Annotated in this window: 18 protein-coding genes; 17 read left to right on the top strand and 1 reads right to left on the bottom strand. The window is 44.3% G+C overall.

Features of this window, described 5'->3' with window-relative positions:
- Positions 1–7: 7 nt before the first annotated feature.
- The 12 genes from QSJ46_RS03900 (at position 8) to cydC (ending at position 14,673) form a co-directional block, all read left to right on the top strand.
- Positions 8–1,864 carry an NEAT domain-containing protein gene (locus QSJ46_RS03900; RefSeq protein ID WP_269773709.1) on the top strand — a complete coding sequence of 619 codons (1,857 nt, stop codon included), beginning with the start codon at positions 8–10 and terminating at the stop codon, positions 1,862–1,864.
- 76 nt (positions 1,865–1,940) lie between these two features.
- On the top strand, positions 1,941–2,828 hold the full coding sequence (gene isdE / locus QSJ46_RS03895; RefSeq protein ID WP_047202946.1) for a heme ABC transporter substrate-binding protein IsdE: 888 nt from the start codon (positions 1,941–1,943) through the stop codon (positions 2,826–2,828).
- 34 nt (positions 2,829–2,862) lie between these two features.
- Positions 2,863–3,849 carry a FecCD family ABC transporter permease gene (locus tag QSJ46_RS03890; RefSeq protein ID WP_039182499.1) on the top strand — a complete coding sequence of 329 codons (987 nt, stop codon included), beginning with the start codon at positions 2,863–2,865 and terminating at the stop codon, positions 3,847–3,849.
- Positions 3,836–4,606, top strand: a complete 771-nt coding sequence (locus tag QSJ46_RS03885) for an ABC transporter ATP-binding protein (protein ID WP_041087616.1) — start codon at positions 3,836–3,838, stop codon at positions 4,604–4,606. Before QSJ46_RS03890 ends, QSJ46_RS03885 begins: the two co-directional genes overlap by 14 nt.
- A gap of 26 nt (positions 4,607–4,632) precedes the next feature.
- Entirely contained in the window at positions 4,633–5,382 is a 750-nt protein-coding gene (gene srtB / locus QSJ46_RS03880) for a class B sortase (protein ID WP_047202947.1), read from the top strand.
- Between the two features lie 18 nt (positions 5,383–5,400).
- On the top strand, positions 5,401–6,339 hold the full coding sequence (locus QSJ46_RS03875) for an ABC transporter substrate-binding protein (protein WP_047202948.1): 939 nt from the start codon (positions 5,401–5,403) through the stop codon (positions 6,337–6,339).
- Positions 6,336–7,349: a FecCD family ABC transporter permease gene (locus QSJ46_RS03870; protein WP_047202949.1), complete on the top strand. Its 1,014-nt coding sequence runs from the start codon at positions 6,336–6,338 to the stop codon at positions 7,347–7,349. The genes QSJ46_RS03875 and QSJ46_RS03870 overlap by 4 nt, the downstream gene beginning before the upstream one ends.
- Before the next feature lie 7 nt (positions 7,350–7,356).
- Positions 7,357–8,472 (top strand): heme oxygenase, encoded by a 1,116-nt coding sequence (gene isdG, locus QSJ46_RS03865; RefSeq protein WP_269773774.1) that lies wholly within the window; start codon positions 7,357–7,359, stop codon positions 8,470–8,472.
- Between the two features lie 323 nt (positions 8,473–8,795).
- Positions 8,796–10,211, top strand: coding sequence for a cytochrome ubiquinol oxidase subunit I (locus tag QSJ46_RS03860; RefSeq protein WP_039182485.1), 1,416 nt, complete (start codon positions 8,796–8,798; stop codon positions 10,209–10,211).
- The gene (cydB, locus tag QSJ46_RS03855; RefSeq protein WP_047202951.1) at positions 10,198–11,214 is read left to right on the top strand and encodes a cytochrome d ubiquinol oxidase subunit II; all 1,017 of its coding nucleotides are present in this window, start codon (positions 10,198–10,200) and stop codon (positions 11,212–11,214) included. The genes QSJ46_RS03860 and cydB overlap by 14 nt, the downstream gene beginning before the upstream one ends.
- A complete protein-coding gene (gene cydD, locus QSJ46_RS03850) occupies positions 11,214–12,950 on the top strand; it encodes a thiol reductant ABC exporter subunit CydD (RefSeq protein ID WP_285604304.1) in 1,737 nt (578 codons plus the stop codon). Before cydB ends, cydD begins: the two co-directional genes overlap by 1 nt.
- The gene (gene cydC, locus QSJ46_RS03845; protein WP_285604303.1) at positions 12,940–14,673 is read left to right on the top strand and encodes a thiol reductant ABC exporter subunit CydC; all 1,734 of its coding nucleotides are present in this window, start codon (positions 12,940–12,942) and stop codon (positions 14,671–14,673) included. Before cydD ends, cydC begins: the two co-directional genes overlap by 11 nt.
- 53 nt (positions 14,674–14,726) lie before the next feature.
- On the opposite strand, the gene QSJ46_RS03840 is transcribed toward cydC, so the two are convergent.
- Complete coding sequence (locus tag QSJ46_RS03840) at positions 14,727–15,764, bottom strand: pectate lyase family protein (RefSeq protein WP_285604302.1); 1,038 nt, start codon at positions 15,762–15,764, stop codon at positions 14,727–14,729.
- A 452-nt stretch (positions 15,765–16,216) separates the two neighbouring features.
- On the opposite strand from QSJ46_RS03840, the gene sigY reads away from it, so the two are divergent.
- The 5 genes from sigY to QSJ46_RS03815 all read left to right on the top strand — a co-directional run bounded on the left by sigY (position 16,217) and on the right by QSJ46_RS03815 (position 19,145).
- Positions 16,217–16,750, top strand: a complete 534-nt coding sequence (gene sigY, locus QSJ46_RS03835) for an RNA polymerase sigma factor SigY (RefSeq protein ID WP_107162858.1) — start codon at positions 16,217–16,219, stop codon at positions 16,748–16,750.
- Entirely contained in the window at positions 16,747–17,058 is a 312-nt protein-coding gene (locus tag QSJ46_RS03830) for a YxlC family protein (protein WP_047202956.1), read from the top strand. Before sigY ends, QSJ46_RS03830 begins: the two co-directional genes overlap by 4 nt.
- The gene (locus tag QSJ46_RS03825; protein ID WP_285604301.1) at positions 17,055–17,267 is read left to right on the top strand and encodes a transcriptional regulator; all 213 of its coding nucleotides are present in this window, start codon (positions 17,055–17,057) and stop codon (positions 17,265–17,267) included. The genes QSJ46_RS03830 and QSJ46_RS03825 overlap by 4 nt, the downstream gene beginning before the upstream one ends.
- A 311-nt stretch (positions 17,268–17,578) precedes the next feature.
- Positions 17,579–18,949, top strand: a complete 1,371-nt coding sequence (gene gdhA, locus QSJ46_RS03820; RefSeq protein WP_285604300.1) for an NADP-specific glutamate dehydrogenase — start codon at positions 17,579–17,581, stop codon at positions 18,947–18,949.
- An 82-nt stretch (positions 18,950–19,031) separates the two neighbouring features.
- Positions 19,032–19,145, top strand: a complete 114-nt coding sequence (locus QSJ46_RS03815; protein ID WP_223250414.1) for a hypothetical protein — start codon at positions 19,032–19,034, stop codon at positions 19,143–19,145.
- Positions 19,146–19,216 lie beyond the last annotated feature (71 nt).

Below are 19,216 nucleotides of genomic sequence, written 5' to 3'. Positions count from 1 at the left end.
TCACCATTTGAAACGTCTTTTTCATCTAAAGGCAGCCATTCTGCTTGTTTTATTCAGTTTGTTGACTGCGTTTCAGATTCCTCAAGGAACAGCTCAAGCGGCATCATTCGTTGATGGGGAATACACAGTCGGATTCACCATTTTAAAAGATGGTACCTCAGAAGCGTCTATGATGGATACCTATACAGAAAAGCCAGCTAAGTTGATTGTGGAAAATGGCAAGACAACAGCTTATGTCACACTGAAGCAAAGCAAAGAAATTACAGACTTCAAGGTTGAACAAAATGGTGCGCTCGTCACCACTGAAACAGTCAGTGAGGATGAAACAGCCAATACACGTGTGATCAAATTTGACGTACCCGACTTATCAGCAAAATTAAACGGCTGGGTGAAGATTTACTGGGATTTAGGCGGCTTTATTTATGACGAAGCATATGACGTACAGCTTGCATTCGATCAAAGCAGCTTAACACTCGTTACGCCTGCAAAACCAGACGATAACGAAACAAAACCAGATGATCAAAACGGTACAAAGCCAGACGACAATGAAACTAAACCGGATGACCAAAACGGTACAAAGCCAGACGATAACGAAACAAAGCCGGATGATCAAAACGGTACAAAGCCAGATGACAATGAAACTAAACCGGATGACCAAAATGGCACAAAACCAGACGATCAACCGACAACACCAGGCAATAACAATGGCACAAAGCCAGATGATTCTGCGCAAAATCAATTAAAAGATGGCGTATATCGTATCAATTACAGTGTGCTAAAAGGGGATACGGATGAAGCATCTCGAATGAATCAATACTTCTCACATCCCGCAACCTTAACCGTCAAAAATGGAAAGCAGACCATTTCCTTTACAGTGAAGGATCATAAGTCTGTCGCTTCTTTGAAAACAGAGAAAAACGGTTCTTATCAAGAAGCAAAGACAGTGAGCACAGATGAAGCGAAGAATACAAGAGTGGTTTCATTTGATGCTGCTGATTTGAAAAAAGCGGTGAAAGGAAAAGTACACATTGTAGTAGCAGCCGCTAACTATGACCAAACCTACGATATTCGTTTTCAATTTGACTCAAAGAGTATCGCTCCAGTGAAGGACGGGCAGGTGGTAGAGGAAGAAACACCAGCTACACCAGAAACGCCAAAACCAAATACACCATCACCAGAAACAAATAACAGCGGAGCTGATCAAGAGACTACTCAGCTAAAAGATGGTGTATACAAGCTTCCTTTCTCAATGAAGAAAGCAGATAAGGATGAGCTTTCCCGCATGAACGATTACGTCGTGAGCCCTGCGACACTGGTTGTGAAAAATGGCCGCCATTTCGTTTCATATAAAGTGAAAAACAGCTCAGCCATCACGTCATTCCAAGTAGGAACAGGCGGAAAATTTGAAGAGACACTTGTCGCGAAAACAGATCAAAAAGCAGATACACGTGTCATTCAATATGAAGCAAAAAGTTTAAGCAGTGCTCAGGCTGCACGCGTAAAAATTGATATTCCAGCTGCGAACTATCATGAGCAGTACGATGTCAAACTTGTCTATGACACAAAAGGAATCGCTCTCGGTGAGGGAAGCGGAATTTCAACGGTCATTGGAGACGATGAGAGTATCGGATTTATCAAAAATCCAAATGATCACGATTCTCAAACAACTCAACTTGAGAATGTAGCACCAGAGGAAACGGGTGCGGAGCAGATGACATTTACGCCATCAGATGATCAAACCAAATCTGAGTCTGGACAGCTGAATCCGAAAACGGGAGATGCCTCTCTTCTTTGGGTGTATATTCTTTTATTCGGCGGTTCGTTATTCGTACTCGTCAGAAAATATCAAACACGGACAAGATAGTTCGTTTTATTTTAAGTGAGATGCGCCTTTTACCTCGGCGCATCCACTCTCTTTTTTCGAAAGGAGGCTTCTGTTTTTGAAGCATCGAATGTTATGTACCTTGATCGCTGCCTTCAGTGTGTGCATGATCTTATCGGGCTGCTCACAGTCAGCTGAAAGCTCAGCAAAAGGCAAAAAAAGCGCTGAATCAAGTGAGCGTATTGTAGCAACGACTGTAGCTGCTGCGGAGATCATGGATGCTTTAGAGGTGGATCTTGTCGGGGTGCCAACAAGTCAAAAATCCTTGCCAGCTCGTTACAAAGGACTGCCAGAAGTCGGCAATCCCATGAGCCCGGACATGGAAATCATCCAATCACTTCAACCGACAGATGTCCTGTCTGTCACAACCCTTCAATATGATTTAGAGAAACCCTTTCAGCAAGCAGGTGTCCCTGCCACATACTTAAATCTCGAGAGTATGGCCAACATGGAGAAGGCCATCACGAAGCTTGGGGATAAGTATGACAGGAAGAAGCAGGCTGAGCGCATTGTGTCTGCGTTTGAGCAAAAAAAGAAAGACATACAAGAGAAGGCAAAAGGAAAACGCAAGCCGTCCGTTCTGATTTTGCTTGGTGTGCCAGGAAGTTATTTGGTGGCGACAGAAAATTCATATATTGGTGATCTTGTACGTATCGCAGGAGGAAAGAACATTGTGGAAGGCGAGAAAATGGAGTATTTGGAATCCAATACGGAGTATTTACAAAAAGCCAATCCAGATATCATTCTCCGAGCCGCACATGGGATGCCGGATGAAGTCGTCAAAATGTTTGATCAAGAATTTAAAACAAATGACATCTGGAAACATTTTAATGCGGTCAAACAAGACCGGGTGTATGACCTCGAAGAAAGCTTATTCGGGACAACAGGCAATTTAAAGGCAGCAGAGGCATTAGATGAATTGACTCGTATGTTGTATCCGTCATAAGTTTGCGAATCTTAATGATAAAAGGACGTTCAAGATGAAAAAAACAGGATTTTTATTTCTGATAGTCAGTCTCTTACTGGTCTGCGTGTTTATTTATTCAGCCATTACTGGGAGCATTCATGTGACCCCAATTGAATTATTAGAAGGGCTCATCACCGGTCAACATGCACAGGTAGAAATCATTAAAGATTTGAGAATCCCCCGCGTGCTCATCGCGATGTTTACAGGGGCCGCCTTATCTGTCTCCGGTGTACTGCTGCAGTCGGTCATGAGGAATCCGTTAGCTGATGCCGGCGTCATTGGGATTTCATCAGGAGCCAGCTTCTTTTCATTAATGGCGATTACAGCGCTTCCTCAATTTTATTTCTACTCACCTTTATTTTCGGTATTAGGCGGGGCGATTGCGTGTTTCCTCGTATACGTTCTATCTTGGAAGGGTGGTTTAAGCCCGATCCGCATGATCTTAGTTGGGATCGCCATCAATGCCATGTTTACTGGAATGGCTGAAGCATTTGTGACCATTTGCAGCTATTTCAATATCACAATTAATCAGTCAGGACAGTCGAATCTCACGATGAAAACGTGGGGAGATGTCCGTTTAATCGGTGTCTATGGTGTCGTCGGTCTTGTCGTTGCACTCTTCTTCAGCAGATGGTGCAATCTCCTGGCCCTTCAAGACAAGACAGCGAAAAACTTAGGCTTGCGTGTGACCAGAATGCGCCTTTTGATTTCCATCACAGCCGTTTTACTTGCGGCAGTGACAGCTGCAGTAGCGGGCGTGATAGCCTTTGTCGGCTTGCTCATTCCGCACATTTCAAGAAGGCTTGTCGGCTCGGATCACCGAGTACTGATTCCATTTTCTGCGTTAAGCGGGGCTTTGCTTATTTTGACGGCTGATACGCTTGGCAGGACGCTTGTGGCGCCAAATGAGATTCCTGCTTCTACGATCATGGCCGTGATTGGCGGGCCGTTTCTGATCTTTTTATTAAGAAGGGGGGACCGTCTCCATGGACATTCGTGAGGTGTCATTCTCATATGACCAGCAGAAGGACATCGTTCAATCGGTCACAACACAGATTGAAAAGGGGAAAATCACAACCATTATCGGTCCAAATGGATCGGGAAAATCCACACTGCTTTCCTTAATGGCAAATAATCATTGTCCAAATAAAGGGCAGATTCACTTAGACGGGCAAGCGCTGAATGCGTTCAAGCCAAAGGAGCTGGCAAAAAAGCTGGCTGTCGTCCATCAGCAAAATGAAGCACCTCTTGATTTAACGATCGAACGGGTCGTGGCATTCGGCAGAACGCCGTACCAGACAATGCGCGGAGGAGACAAGGAAGAGGATGAGAGAGCGATAGAGTGGGCACTGTCCAGTACAAAGCTAACGGACAAACGAAAGGTGCCGCTCGCCTCACTGTCAGGTGGAGAGCGTCAGCGTGTATGGATTGCGATGGCACTTGCGCAAAAAACACCGATCCTTTTCTTAGATGAACCGACAACTTATTTGGATATCTACTATCAATTTGACATTCTTGAGCTGATTCGTGAGCTGAATGCCATGCACGGATTAACCATTGTCATGGTGCTCCACGATATGAATCAGGCTGTCCGCTACAGCGATATCATCATAGCGATGAAGGATGGACAGATTATCAGCGAAGGACAGCCAAACGATGTGTTAACAGAAGAGAACGTACGGCACATTTATGATGTGTCCGTCACGATTCGACAGGATGCAGAAACAGGGATGTACATCGTGCCTGTTGGTATATAAGCTGGGCAAAAAGCAGGTGAGACAGTGTGAAACGAGGAAAACGGCTTTGGCAACGGATGCTGACGATCGTTTGTTTAGGAGTATTGATTTATAGCGGAACAGCCATCGGCTTCGAACTTTTCGGTTATTATCAAAATCGACAGGTGCTTGCAAAGGCCCAGACGATGTATGGACATGAAGAAATGAATGAAAAACGGGAGTCGGGAAAGATCCGTTCGTCATTTGATGAGCTGCGGAAGGTGAATGAGGACATTGTCGGCTGGATCAATATGGAGGATACGATGATTCAGTATCCGATCGTTCAATCTCGCGATAATGCGTTCTACTTGACTCGTAATTATTTAAAAAACGACACCCGGGCAGGCAGTATCTTTATGGATTATCGTAATGATGTCCTGCATGAAAGCCCAAATACAGTGGTGTACGGCCATCGGATGAGGGATGGATCCATGTTTGCTGGACTCACAAACTATCTAAAAAAAGATTTCTTTAATGAGCACCGGACATTTCAGTACGATACGCTGTATCAAAGCTATGAAGCGGAGATTTTTGCCGTGTATGAAACGACGGTTGACTTCGATTATATTCAAACCGATTTTCAGGATCTTGCCGAATATGCCCATTACTTGCAAGCTGTGCGGAATAAATCAATCTATCAAACGAAGACAGACGTGTCCACAGATGACCTCATCCTCACCTTATCGACCTGTGATCATGTGCTTGCACCTAAAAACGGGCGTCTCGTGGTACAGGCAAAGCTAAAGAAAGTTTACTAGAAAAGGAGAGACAGACGGTTGAAATTTTCACATGTGATCTTGGCGGGACTCGTCTTGATGCTTCTCCTCGGCGGATGCAGTCAGGCAGCACCTGTAGAGAAAGAAAGCGCGGCAGGAGCGCTGAAGATAAAGGATTTTACCGGAAGAACGCTGTCATTTGATGAATCCCCTCAGCGTATTGTCGCCTTATCGACCGGGGACTTGAGCATTCTATATGCTTTAGGCGGTGAGGTGGTTGGCAGGCCAACTGCCGAGTTACCAGACAGCTTACAAAAGGCAAAGTCCGTACAAACGATTGGCACAACGCATCAATTTGATGTAGAGCTGATCACAAGCCTACAACCTGATGTTGTGCTTGGAAATGAACAATTAAACAGCAAGGACATCTCGACAATAGAAGGAATTGGTTCACAGCTTCTTTTGACAAGCGCCAATTCAGTGAAGGACATCCAGCGCCAAATTTCGTTATTTGGGGAGTTACTTGGGAAGCAGCAAAAGGCTAAAGCACTCAATGATCAAATTGATGAGCGGAAAAAGCAGGTCAAGCAGCCTAAGAAAAAAGTAAAAACACTCGTTGTGTACGGTGCACCCGGCACATATATGGCGGCGCTTCCTCAATCCTTAAGCGGAGATTTATTGCATATCGCCGGGGGTGCAAACATTGCTGAGAATGAACCGGCACTCGAAAAATTCCCTCAATACGCCCAAATCAATGCAGAAATGGTGATCGAAGCCGATCCTGATCTCATTCTGCTCATGACACACAGCAATCCTGAAGATGTGAAAGCGGGCTTTATGAGTGAAATGAAACAAAATGCAGCATGGCACGACGTATCAGCTGTCAAAAATGGTCGCGTGGAGATTTTGCCTAGTGATTTATTCGGGACGAATCCAGGCGCAGACGTCATCAAGGCGATTGATGAACTAGAAAAGAGATTGAAGCGATTGTCATCATGAAGGTGAATGCAGAGTTAGATTTTCAAAAAAGACAGTCGAGACGAAGGTGGCTGATACCAGGACTGCTTCTTTCGCTAGGTGTGGGCATATGTCTAGGGCTTGCATTAGGTTCTGTTCAATTATCGCTGCCAGATTTGATCGCTGCTTTGACGGGATCAGGCCAGCCTGTCCATGAAAAGATCGTCATGGATTTACGCCTGCCGCGCGTTCTCATAGGCTTCATCGTCGGGGCCTGTCTCGCAGCATCAGGAGCGATTTTACAAGGAGTCGTCCGAAATCCACTCGCTGATCCCGGCATCATCGGTGTGACCGCCGGCGGTGGGTTAGCTGCTGTACTCAGCATGATTGTGTTCCCACAATTCACATATCTGCTTCCAGCGGCTGCCTTTCTTGGCGCTTTATTAGCGGCACTCGTTGTGTATATCCTGTCGTTTGACCAAGGGGTTTCGCCACTGAAATTGATTCTGGCGGGAGTGGCAGTCAATGCCCTGCTTGGTGCGGTCATGAATGGGTTGATGGTGCTTTATAGTGAGCGTGTGCAGGCTGTTCTGCCTTTTTTATCAGGAGGATTAAATGGACGGAGCTGGCATCATCTGAGCTTTGTGTCACCCTATGCGCTTGCCGGTTTGTGTCTTTGTTTTTTTGCGATCAAGCCCGCAAATCTTCTTTTACTTGGTGATGAGTCAGCGCAGCTGCTCGGCCTTAGAGTCGAGCGAACCCGTTTTTTCTTAATTGCACTGGCGGCGCTTTTGGCGGGTGCAGCGGTAAGCGTGAGCGGTTTAATTGGATTTGTCGGTCTTGTCGTTCCTCATTTTATCCGCCTTTTAATTGGAGATGACTACCGGTACCTGCTTCCGATCTCAATGCTGGGCGGCGGCGTACTTGTGGTCTTTGCTGATACAGCAGCACGGGTATGGTTTACACCGGTTGAACTGCCTGTTGGTATTCTGCTTGCCTGTATTGGTGCACCTTTCTTCCTCTATTTATTAAAAAAGAAAGGGAGGGGTTAAGTTGGATGTGATTGCGATGGATGACGTGAGCCTCAGTCAAGGAGGCTTTCGGCTGTCGTCTATTTCAGCAGCTGTGCCTAAAGGGAGTGTAACAGGAATTATTGGACCGAATGGGTCAGGGAAGTCGACGTTTATTAAAGCGGCAGCGCGCCTTACGTCGATTGAAAGCGGCATGATTTATATTCACGATATCCCGCAAAAAGAAATGACAGCACAGGAGATTGCACAGGAAATCGCCGTTCTGATGCAGACGAGAAATGCCATCCCATCGATGACAGTACGTGAGCTGGTTGCACTTGGACGCAGTCCGCATCGTTCGATCTGGAAAAAGAGCTCGCAGACAGATCAGGAAGCGATAGAGTGGGCGCTTGATGTGACAAATAGCCGCGTGAATGAAAACAGGATGCTGCATACATTGTCAGGCGGAGAAAGGCAGAAGGCGTATATTGCAATGGCACTGGCTCAGAAAACAGAGACGATTATTCTGGATGAGCCTACCACTTACTTAGATATTGCGCACCAGCTTGATTTACTAGAGCTGCTCAAACAGCTGAATGAAACGCATGGGATCACCATTTTAATGGTTCTTCATGACCTGCAGCAGGCAGCAAAATATTGTGACCGCCTGATTGCGATGAAGCGTGGTCAGGTTTACCAAATAGGGACACCAAACGAAGTATTAACAGAAAACTTTTTCAAAGAAGTCTTTGGGATTCAGGCAGAGGTTCACTTAGATGGAGAGCATCCGCTCATTATCCCAATCGCTTCGATCCAACAACAAAAGGGAGATGAATCAAACATGATCATTGTAAACAACCAGGTTAGAGTAGAAAAAGGCAGTGCAGACCACCTTGTCAAGCGTTTTAACAAGCAGGGACAAGTAGAATTCATGGAAGGATTTTTAGGCATGGAAGTCTGGGTCACACAGCAGACAACCGATTACGATGAAGTGACTATTCATACCCGCTGGAATCGAAAAGAAGATTTTGTGAACTGGACAAAATCTCAGGCATTTGGAGATGCACACGCTCATGGAAAAGCGAAACCTGAAGGACTATTAAAAAACAAAATTACGTATTATGAAGTGCAAGTCACAAGACCTGCATTACAGAAAAAAGCCTAAAAAAGAAACACAGCGCTGCGGTCCACATGCAGCGCTCTTTTTTTTGCGGTTTTTTATTTTCCGTCACATATTGTTGACAAAGTATTCAAATAACTGACACAATACCATCCAATTTTTAGGTAAAATTTACTTTATTTTTGAAGCGTATGGGTGTAAAGTACAGGTATAAATAACTAACCGAATGAAAATCAAGAGTAAAATTTCACCGAGTGAACCATTTCAAATGGACTTTTATTTGTGAAACATTGAACAAATAGTGGACATTTTGTGAAATGGTGAGCATGAATCGTTCGGCATGTGAAAGTAAGGGAGGATGTAAGGCTGTGAGTGAGCTGTTTTTAGCAAGATTTCAATTTGCTTCAACGACATTATTTCATTTTATTTTTGTTCCTATGTCAATAGGTTTGGTGTTTATCGTCGCATTGATGCAGACCCTTTATGTCGTCAAGAAAAAAGACATCTATAAAAAGATGGCGAAGTTTTGGGGTCACCTGTTCTTACTTAACTTTGCAGTAGGTGTGGTAACAGGGATTCTGCAGGAATTCCAGTTTGGGATGAACTGGTCAGATTATTCAAGGTTTGTCGGTGATGTCTTTGGTGCACCGCTTGCCATTGAAGCGCTTTTGGCCTTTTTCCTTGAATCTACATTTATTGGACTTTGGATATTCGGCTGGGATCGTCTGCCGAAGAAGATTCATTTATTGTGCATTTGGCTTGTTTCCCTTGGTACGATCTTTTCGGCGTTTTGGATTTTACTCGCCAACTCATTTATGCAGGAGCCAGTTGGATTTGCCATTAAAAATGGCCGTGCAGAAATGAATGATTTTGGCGCTCTTGTGACGAACCCGCAGCTTTGGGTTGAGTTCCCGCACGTTCTGTTTGGTGCACTGGCAACAGGAGCTTTCTTTATTGCAGGAGTTAGTGCCTATAAAATGATTAAAAAACAAGAAATCGCCTTTTTCAAAAAGTCATTCCAGATTGCGATGGTCCTCGCTTTAATTTCTGGCTTAGGTGTGGCGTTCTCTGGACATGATCAAGCGAAGCATTTAATGAAATCACAGCCAATGAAAATGGCAGCAAGTGAAGCCCTTTGGAAGGATAGTGGAGATCCAGCGGCTTGGACACTATTTGCCAACATTGACACAGATAAAAAAGAAAACTCTGCGGAGATCAATATTCCGTTTGCCTTAAGTTATTTGGCTTATTCGAAGTTCAGTGGAGACGTTCCAGGTATGCTGACACTTCAAAAAGAATATGAAGCCAAGTTTGGTCCCGGAGACTATATTCCGCCAGTGAAAACAACATTCTGGAGCTTTAGAATCATGGTCGGTGCAGGAATGCTGATGATTTTTGCTAGTATGATTGGCTTGTACTTAAGCTTTAGAAAGAAACTTGAAACAAACAAATGGTATTTACGCTTCATGGTATGGATGATTGCGTTCCCGTTTATTGCGAACTCAGCCGGCTGGATCATGACTGAGATCGGGCGTCAGCCGTGGACCGTCTTTGGCATGATGACGACGGCTCAATCGATTTCACCGAACGTATCGTACGGCATGCTGTTATTCTCAGTCATTAGCTTTACGGCGATGTATCTGATTCTTGCTATTGTGCTCGCTTACTTATTCATTCGAGAAATTAAAAAAGGTGCACATTCTGAAGAAGATACAGATCAAAAGGATGAAACGGACCTGTCTACAGATCCATTTGATGGAGGCGCATATCATGGCATATCTTAACGAGATTTGGTTTATTCTTGTCGCAGTATTGTTTGTTGGATTTTTCTTCTTAGAAGGATTTGATTTTGGTGTCGGGATGTCCATGCAGCTGCTTGGAAAGGACGCGCACGAGCGCCGCATTTTAATCAATACGATTGGTCCTTTCTGGGATGCGAATGAGGTCTGGCTGATTACAGCTGGCGGCGCTATTTTCGCTGCATTTCCTAACTGGTATGCCACGATGTTCAGCGGATACTATATTCCGTTTGCGGTTCTCCTCTTAGCGCTCATTGGGCGCGGGGTCGCCTTTGAATTCCGAGGGAAGGTTGAGAAAGCCTCTTGGATCAAGGTGTGGGACTGGGTCATCTTCTTTGGCAGTCTGCTTCCGCCATTTTTACTAGGTGTATTATTCACGAGTATTTTACGCGGGATGCCAATTGATCAAGACATGAACATGTACGCTGGTTTTACGGACTTTGTGAATCTTTATTCAGTGATCGGCGGGGTAGCTGTGACAGTTCTTTGCCTGCTGCATGGCTTGATTTTCGTCACACTTCGTACAGAGGGTGACTTAAGAGATCGTGCAAGAAAACTAGGTCAGCGTGTCCTGCTCATTGCACTCCCTGTTCTTGTCATCTTTGTCGGTGTGTCCATCATTGAAACAGATATTTATACCGTACGCCCGATCATCACCATTCCGTTAACTGTGCTAATTGTGGCTTGTTATATAGCTGCTCTTGTTTTGATGAGAAAAGAACGTGATGGCTGGACATTCTTATTCACAGGCGCAGGCATCATGGTGACGGTGTCCATGCTGTTCACTGCATTGTTCCCGCGCGTCATGATTAGTTCAATCAGCCATTCATTTGATCTCACGATTCAAAACGCTGCATCTGGATCTTATTCACTGACGGTCATGACGATTGTGGCCATTTCTTTGCTGCCCTTTGTGCTTGGGTATCAAATTTGGAGCTATTACGTCTTCCGTAAACGTGTAAGCGGTAAGGAGCCAATGACCTACTAATGGATAAACGTTTGCTTCAACTAAAAGGAATGAGAGGGCTTCTTGCCCTCTTAGGTATTGTGTCACTCATCCAAGGAGCAAGTATTATTTTCCAAGCACAGTGGCTGGCACATGCCATTACAACGCTGTTTGACGGGAAAAGCCTCTCGCAGGCAACGCCATATGTCCTGCTGTTTCTTGCTGCCTTTCTTGTGCGGCACGGTCTCACCTTGATTCGGGAGAAGGTTATGTTTACGTACTCTTCCCGAATTGGAGCAGACGTCAGAAAGCAGTTGCTAGACCAACTCTTTCGATTAGGACCTGCCTTCGCAAAGAAAAAGGGGACAGGTAAGCTTGTCACATTAGCAATGGAAGGAATTGCTCAATACCGTCAGTATTTACAGCTGTTTTTGCCGAAAATGGTGAACATGGCAGTGATTCCGGCAATGGTCCTTATCTATGTGTGGACATTAGATGAAACATCGGCCGTCATTTTAATTGTGACGCTGCCTATTTTAATTATTTTTATGATTTTGCTAGGCCTTGTTGCTCAGCGTAAAGCGGCTAAACAATGGAGATCGTATGAGAAATTATCCAATCATTTTACTGACTCTCTCCGCGGCCTTGAGACGCTTCGGTACTTAGGTATCAGCAAAAAACACTCCCGTAATATTGCGGAGGTGTCAAAGCGATATCGAAAAGCGACCATGAGCACACTGAAGGTCGCCTTTCTGTCATCGTTTGCGCTCGATTTCTTTTCCATGCTATCAATTGCAACCGTCGCTGTTTTTCTTGGCTTGCGATTAATTGAAGGAGAGCTTCTCTTATTGCCGGCTTTGACGGCGCTTATGCTGGCGCCAGAGTATTTCCTGCCGGTACGTGAAGTAGGAAATGATTATCATGCGACGTTAAATGGAAAAGAAGCGAATGAAGCTATGCAGGTCATTTTAGAAGAAAAGCGCTTCCGCACGCAGGAGACACAATCTGTGCAGCTGGACAAGTGGGATGCACAATCCGTGCTCACGCTGCAAGATGTTTGTGTCCAGCATGATGAACATGCCCCTTATTCCATTCAGGATGTAGATCTCATTGTCAAAGGGAAGAAAAAAATCGGCATTATTGGTGCCAGTGGTTCAGGGAAATCGACGTTAACCGATGTCCTCGGCGGCTTTGTTGAACCGTCTTCGGGTCAAATCACGCTAAACGGCCAGCCGCTTGTTCATTTACAGATGAAGGAATGGCAAAAGGAAGTTGTCTATATGCCGCAGCATCCCTATTTATTTCACATGACATTAAGAGAAAACATTCGTTTTTATGAACCGAATGCAACAGATGAAGAAGTGGAAAGAGCTGTGCATGAGGCTGGTTTAACTCAGCTTGTCACGCAGCTGCCAAATGGCCTGGATGAGGTCATTGGAGAACAGGGAAGAGGGCTAAGCGGCGGACAGGCGCAAAGAATTGCCCTTGCTCGAACTGTGCTGGGCCAGCGGTCGATTATGCTGTTAGATGAACCAACGGCGCATCTCGATATTGAAACAGAGTATGAATTGAAAAAAACAATGCTTCCACTGTTTGAACATAAACTTGTGTTCTTAGCGACACACAGACTCCATTGGATGCCGGACATGGATGAAATCATTGTCATGGATCAAGGAACCGTCGCAGAAATGGGGACACATGAATCATTAATGCAAAGAAAAGGCGTGTATTATGAATTGGTACAGGAGCAAATGGGGGCGGTCACACATGATCAGTAAAGGCTGGTTTATACCTTATATCAAGGAGAATCGAAAGCTGTTTGCCTTGGTTTTATTTTTAGGAGCCATTGCGGTATTCTCTGCTTCTATGCTGATGTACACGTCGGGCTTTCTCATTTCAAAAGCCGCGACAAGACCTGAGAATATACTCATGGTCTACGTCCCAATCGTGGCTGTACGTACCTTTGGTATTTCGCGCTCTGCTGCCCGCTATGCAGAAAGGCTGGCGAGCCATCAGCTCATTTTGACAATGATTGAAAAAATGCGTGTGCGTCTGTATGACATGGCTGAACGAAGTGCCAAACAGACAAAGCTGGGGACAGGTGAAATGCTTGGCCTCTTGTCAGATGATGTGGAGAGACTGCAGGATGCCTATTTAAAAACCATCTTTCCATCCATCGGTGCACTGCTTTTATATGCCGCATCCATTGGAGCACTTGGCCTTTTCTCATGGCCTTTTGCTGGACTGATGCTGCTTTATATGGCACTCCTCGTATTCGTTTTCCCATACGTCACAGTGCTTGTGAACCGGGCAAGACAAATTCAAATGAAAAAAGGCAGAAATGAACTGTACAGCCATTTAACAGATGCAGTCATGGGCGTTAGTGACTGGTTGTTCAGCGGCAGGCAGAAAGATTTTGTTGATGGTTATGAACAAAAAGAAGCGCAGCTGTTAGCGCTTGAAGCAGCCAAGCACCGGTTTATCCGCCTGCGCCAATTTTTTGCACAGCTGATCATTGGAGGAGCTGTCGTACTTGTCGTGTATTGGAGCGGATCGGTCGTTCAGTCAGGATCCATGTCACACACCCTGATTGCAGCCTTTGTACTTGTGCTGTTTCCATTAACAGAAGCCTTTCTTCCGCTGTCAGATGCAGCAGGTGATATCCCTGTCTATCAGCATGCTGTCAGCAGATTACATCATTATGAAAAGCAGTCATATGAAGGAGAAACTGAGAGCGAGGCAGTGAATCAGTCAACCCTTTCTCACGATGAAGCGGTCTGTTTCAATCAAGTGTCCTTTCGGTATGACACGCATCAATATGTACTTCAAGACCTGTCCTTTTCTCTGAAGCAAGGGGAATCACTCGCACTATTAGGAAAAAGCGGTGCAGGCAAATCGACCATTTTAAAATTGTTAGAAGGGGCAGTCGTTCCAAATCAAGGAGCTGTCAGCATTCAAGGAAAACCGGTTCAAAGCATTCAAGAGAAGGTGTCTGCCTATGTGTCTGTGCTCAATCAACAGCCTTATTTATTTGATACGTCTGTTTTAAACAATATCCGTTTAGGATCTCCAGAGGCGACAGAAGAGCAGGTAAAAGAAGCAGCTAGACAAGTGCAACTGCATGATTACATCGAGTCTTTGCCAGAAGGTTATCACACAGGTGTTCAGGAGACAGGGGTTCGATTTTCAGGTGGAGAAAGACAGCGTATGGCATTAGCTCGGATTTTGCTGCAGGATACGCCGGTTGTTGTATTAGATGAACCGACCGTCGGGCTTGATCCACGGACAGAGCGTGAATTGCTTGAAACCATCTTCCGTGTGTTAAAAGGGAAAACAGTTATTTGGATAACCCATCATCTGACTGGCTGTGAGGCGTGTGACCGCATCATGTTTATTGAAGCCGGACGCATTGAGATGCAGGGTCAGCATCAGGATTTACTAAAAGAAAACAAGCGTTATCAAAAACTGTACGAAATGGATCGTCCTTTTTCTACAATATAAATGAAATGACAAAAACGTTCGGACAGGAAATCTCTGTCCGAACGTTTTGTGGTTTAAGGGTTTACTTTACCAACACCTGCATTTGAGATCACTTCTGATTTCACATTGTTCACGTTAAGCAAAGAGTAGTTATAAGGAGGGTTATACGTACCTGTTGAAGATGTTGGCAGACTGCCTGTGCTGTTAATATAAGAGTTGTTGATGACATGCCATGTTCCTACTTGACGGCTGTCCCAGCTTCCAATGGCATTATTGGTGTTTTCAAATACGTTGTGTTCAATTCTCATCTTTGCGCCCATACGTGAGTTAATCGCTGTTGCCAAGATGCCTTTGTAATAGTTGTTATAGACATGGCCCTCCCCGAAGCGCATAGACGGTACACGAGAGTTCAGGTTTTCAAAACGGTTGTTGTGGAACGTAATTTTTCGATTGTAGTTATCGTTATCGGAGCTGCCCATGAGCATTGTTTTCCAGCTGTCATGTACATAGTTCCACGAGAAGGTAATATAGTCAGAGTCATTTTTCACATCAAATAAACCATCGTAGTCATCCTTCCCAGAATTCAATGTGTTATACAGTTCATTATGGTCGACCCATATGTTTTTAGAACCGCCTTCGATCCCGATCGCATCTTTGTCACCGATTTTGCTGTGGTGGATTTTCAAGTTGCGGATGATGATGTTATTGGCACGCCATACTTTAATACCAATCCCATTAAATTCGCCGTTCGTCCCTTTACCGACGATCGAAACATTATTTGTATCTTTCACATCGATTTTATTGGCTGATGTATTAGAAGGGGTAATCGTCCCGTCTACTACAATTTTTAATTTTTCGTTTGTTCCTTTATTTTTGAGGGCAGCCAATAATTCATTTCCAGTCTTGACTGTGACGGTTTTACCGCCCTCACCGCCTGTTGTGCCGCCATTTAATGTGGAGAAGCCTTGTTGATTAAAGTTGGCCATTATAGAAGGGCTTTCTGGGTATTTGGCTGCTGCCTTTGCCTCCCCGTTTGGTGCAAATAATGAAGTGACGAGACCAACAGCTAATACACCGGCTAACATTGGAAATTTTCTCTTCAAAGTCAACATCTCCATTCTCTATTTTGTTTTAATGAAAACGTTTCCAAAATAAGCTGTGATTCACCCAATCCTCCTTCCTTCACAAGCATCGCCTCATTCGGAATGTAGGAAGAGCATAGCATGCAAAAAGGTATCATCGGCTAAGGATAGGCGCAGCGTATTCCATGATTTTCTAGGAAGCTAAGCCAATGATTATTTTATTTCATCTTCATGAGATAAGGACCATTGTCGATAGGTATGTGGATGACATCATGATTATGGAGAGGAGGCTCTCCATTTGCTAGAAAATCAAAACGCATCATTTTGTTAGAGAAGAAGGAATGCCATAATCATTACATAAGAAAAAATGGCATATAAAATGGGTTTCATAGAAGTTATGCTAAAAAATAAGGTCTATTTTAAACGGTATTGTCATTCGTGTCGTCTCATGAGTAAGAGAAGAAAAGGAAGGAGGGGCGTGTTTGGAGCAGACAGAAGAGGCATTATTGATTCAGCGGGCAAAACAGGGCGATGATGCTGCGTTTACAGCCCTTTATCGACATCATTATTCCTTCCTTTACCGATATATGCTGAAGCTGACCCTTCAACAAGAGCTGGCAGAGGAAATCATGCAAGAAACGATGCTGAAAGCGTATATGAAACTTTCTTCATTTAGAGGAGATTCTTTATTTTCAACCTGGCTCATTTCGATTGCATCTAGGCAATTTTTAGATCACCAGAAGAAAAGAAAACGTGAACAAATGAGAGAAGGAAAAGCAAATCAGGAGGCCATACGCCGTTTCAAATGGGACGTTCAGCAAAAGGGGAACACATGGCATGACATGTGGGATGCTTTAAATGAATTAAAGGCTCAGGAGCGAGCACCAATTATTCTGCACTATTATTATGGCTTTACCTACCCAGAAATCGCTTCAATGCTTGGAATGAGAGAAGGCACTGTGAAATCGAGGGTTCATCATGGATTAAAGAAAATTCGAAAGGAGTGGGATGTATGAAGGAAGATCGTTTGACCGAACGTTTAAAAGAAGAGCTGCAGCAGCTAGATGAACAAATTGAAGTGGAAAAGCCAAGTGAGCAAGCTGTCATGATGATGTTGAAACAGGCGAAGGAACAAGAGAAAAGGCGTTTTAAACAAGAAGTGCTGGCATACGTTTTGATCAGTTTGACCATTCTGGCACTCTTTGCAGCTGCCATTACCCATTTGCCTATCATCTTCATTCTTCTCCAAATAGTGAGCATACCCATCTGCTTTATTGTTGGCTACAAGGAATATCAACATATCAAAGGAGGGTCTTCCTTATGAGTCAGACGGAAATGATCATCTTATTGTGCGTCTTGCCGTTATTGTTTGCACAGGGCTTTCTTTTATTTATGGATGCAAAGAAAAGAGGGCGTTACAAGTGGTTCTGGGGTATTGTCGGTCTCATTAACTTTCCATCGTCTTCTATTTTATATTGGCTTTGTGTCGTGCTACCTGATCGAAAAAGAGGCGAGAAGCTTCGAAAAGATTGAGTGCATCCGATCAAACTTTTGACCCTTTTTTCGTTGGAAAACAAGCTAGAAATTCATCATGATTCATGTATTTGTCAAAGAAAACGGGACGAGAAACATCCGCTTGTTCATTTCTAGCACATTAGTCATTCCTTGAGCGCTTATTTTTAAAGTTAAATGCTGAGGCTGCTTGATCTATCTCAATTCGGCATCATTTTCATCTGTTATCAATATTGATCAGATTTTACAATTGGTGTTAAATTAATCTCAATATGCGTTAGAAAATCTAACAATTAAAAGTGTGGAGATATCTACAAGGAGGCAGATGCGACATGTTGACCTTAGATCGAGCAGCACAAACAGCACAAAGCTACATCCACCGTGTGTTAGAAGAGGTGGAAAAACGAAATCCCGGCGAGGAGGAATTCCAGCAAGCGGTAAAAGAAATTCTGGAATCACTCGTCCCAGTTTTTGCGAAGCATCCAGAGTATGAAAAACAGGGCATTTTAGAACGGCTCATTGAGCCTGAGCGGCTTGTGGTATTTCGAGTGCCATGGGTAGACGATGAGGGCAAAGTACAAGTCAATCGAGGGTTTAGGGTTCAATTCAATAGTGCCATCGGTCCTTATAAAGGAGGCATTCGTTTCCATCCAACCGTCAATGCAAGCATTATCAAGTTTTTAGGGTTTGAACAAATCTTTAAAAACGCTCTGACTGGTATGCCGATCGGCGGAGGGAAAGGAGGATCGGATTTTGACCCTAAAGGCAAGTCTGATGGAGAAATCATGCGTTTCGTTCAAAACTTTATGAGTGAACTCGGCCGATATATCGGACCTGATCAAGATGTGCCAGCAGGTGATATTGGTGTAGGAGCACGCGAAATTGGCTATATGTTCGGACAGTATAAGAAAATGCGCGGTGCTTATGAAGCGGGTGTACTCACGGGGAAAAGCCCTGGGTTCGGAGGTAGCTTAGCGAGAAAAGAGGCGACAGGCTACGGACTGGTGTACTTCATGGAGGAAATGCTGAAAGCACATGGGCTCCAATTTGAAGGGCGTTCAGTTGTTGTGTCAGGCTCAGGAAATGTGTCTATTTATGCAATGGAAAAAGTAATGGAATTAGGCGGTAAGGTTGTGGCTTGCAGTGATTCAAGCGGAGCGATTTATGATCCTCAAGGGATTTCACTGGAGACCATCAAACAGTTGAAGGAAGTCGAGAATCAGCGGATTGGGGCATACATAGACATTCACCCGCATGCTGAATTAATTGAAGATTGCGAACAAATTTGGTCCGTTCCTTGTGATATTGCGCTGCCATGTGCAACACAAAATGAAATATCAGAGGCGCATGCACAGCAGCTTGTGGCAAATGGTGTCATCGCTGTTGGAGAAGGAGCCAATATGCCGTCCACTCTTAAGGCAGTCAAAGTATTTGAAGAGAATCGTATTTTGTTTGCGCCAGCAAAAGCAGCGAATGCTGGCGGAGTAGGTGTCTCAGCACTGGAAATGGCGCAAAACAGTGCAAGAATGTCTTGGACATTTGAAGAAGTAGATGATCAGCTGAAACAAATGATGCAGTCTATTTATCGTCAGTGTACAGAGACAGCGGACGAATATGGACACTCAGGGAACATCATGGTTGGAGCAAATATTGCAGGATTTCGTAAGGTGGCAGATGCCATGATCGCACAAGGCGTGATTTAACTCCTGCTCTCCCGCACCTGTTTATTTCATGACAAGATGGGGAATCGTCCTTTAAGAATGACAATAAGGAGGCGCGGGAGAAATGAAAAAATGGCTGAAACAAATTGTCAAATGGGCACCTGTGATTTATCCAGTGGTGAGGAAAATATATAAAGAGCGAAAAGCATCTAAACGTCGTAACGTATCAGCCGGATAATCCGGCTTTTTTTTATGCAAACATACAGATCCTGTGTTGTAAAAAAAATAATAGAATCGAATGATCCATTT

The sequence above is a fragment of the Bacillus sp. YKCMOAS1 genome (assembly GCF_030268125.1).
GTDB lineage: Bacteria > Bacillota > Bacilli > Bacillales > Bacillaceae > Bacillus > Bacillus safensis.
Note: the sequence above shows the minus strand (reverse complement) of the source record. Positions and strands in the feature narration are given on the sequence as shown.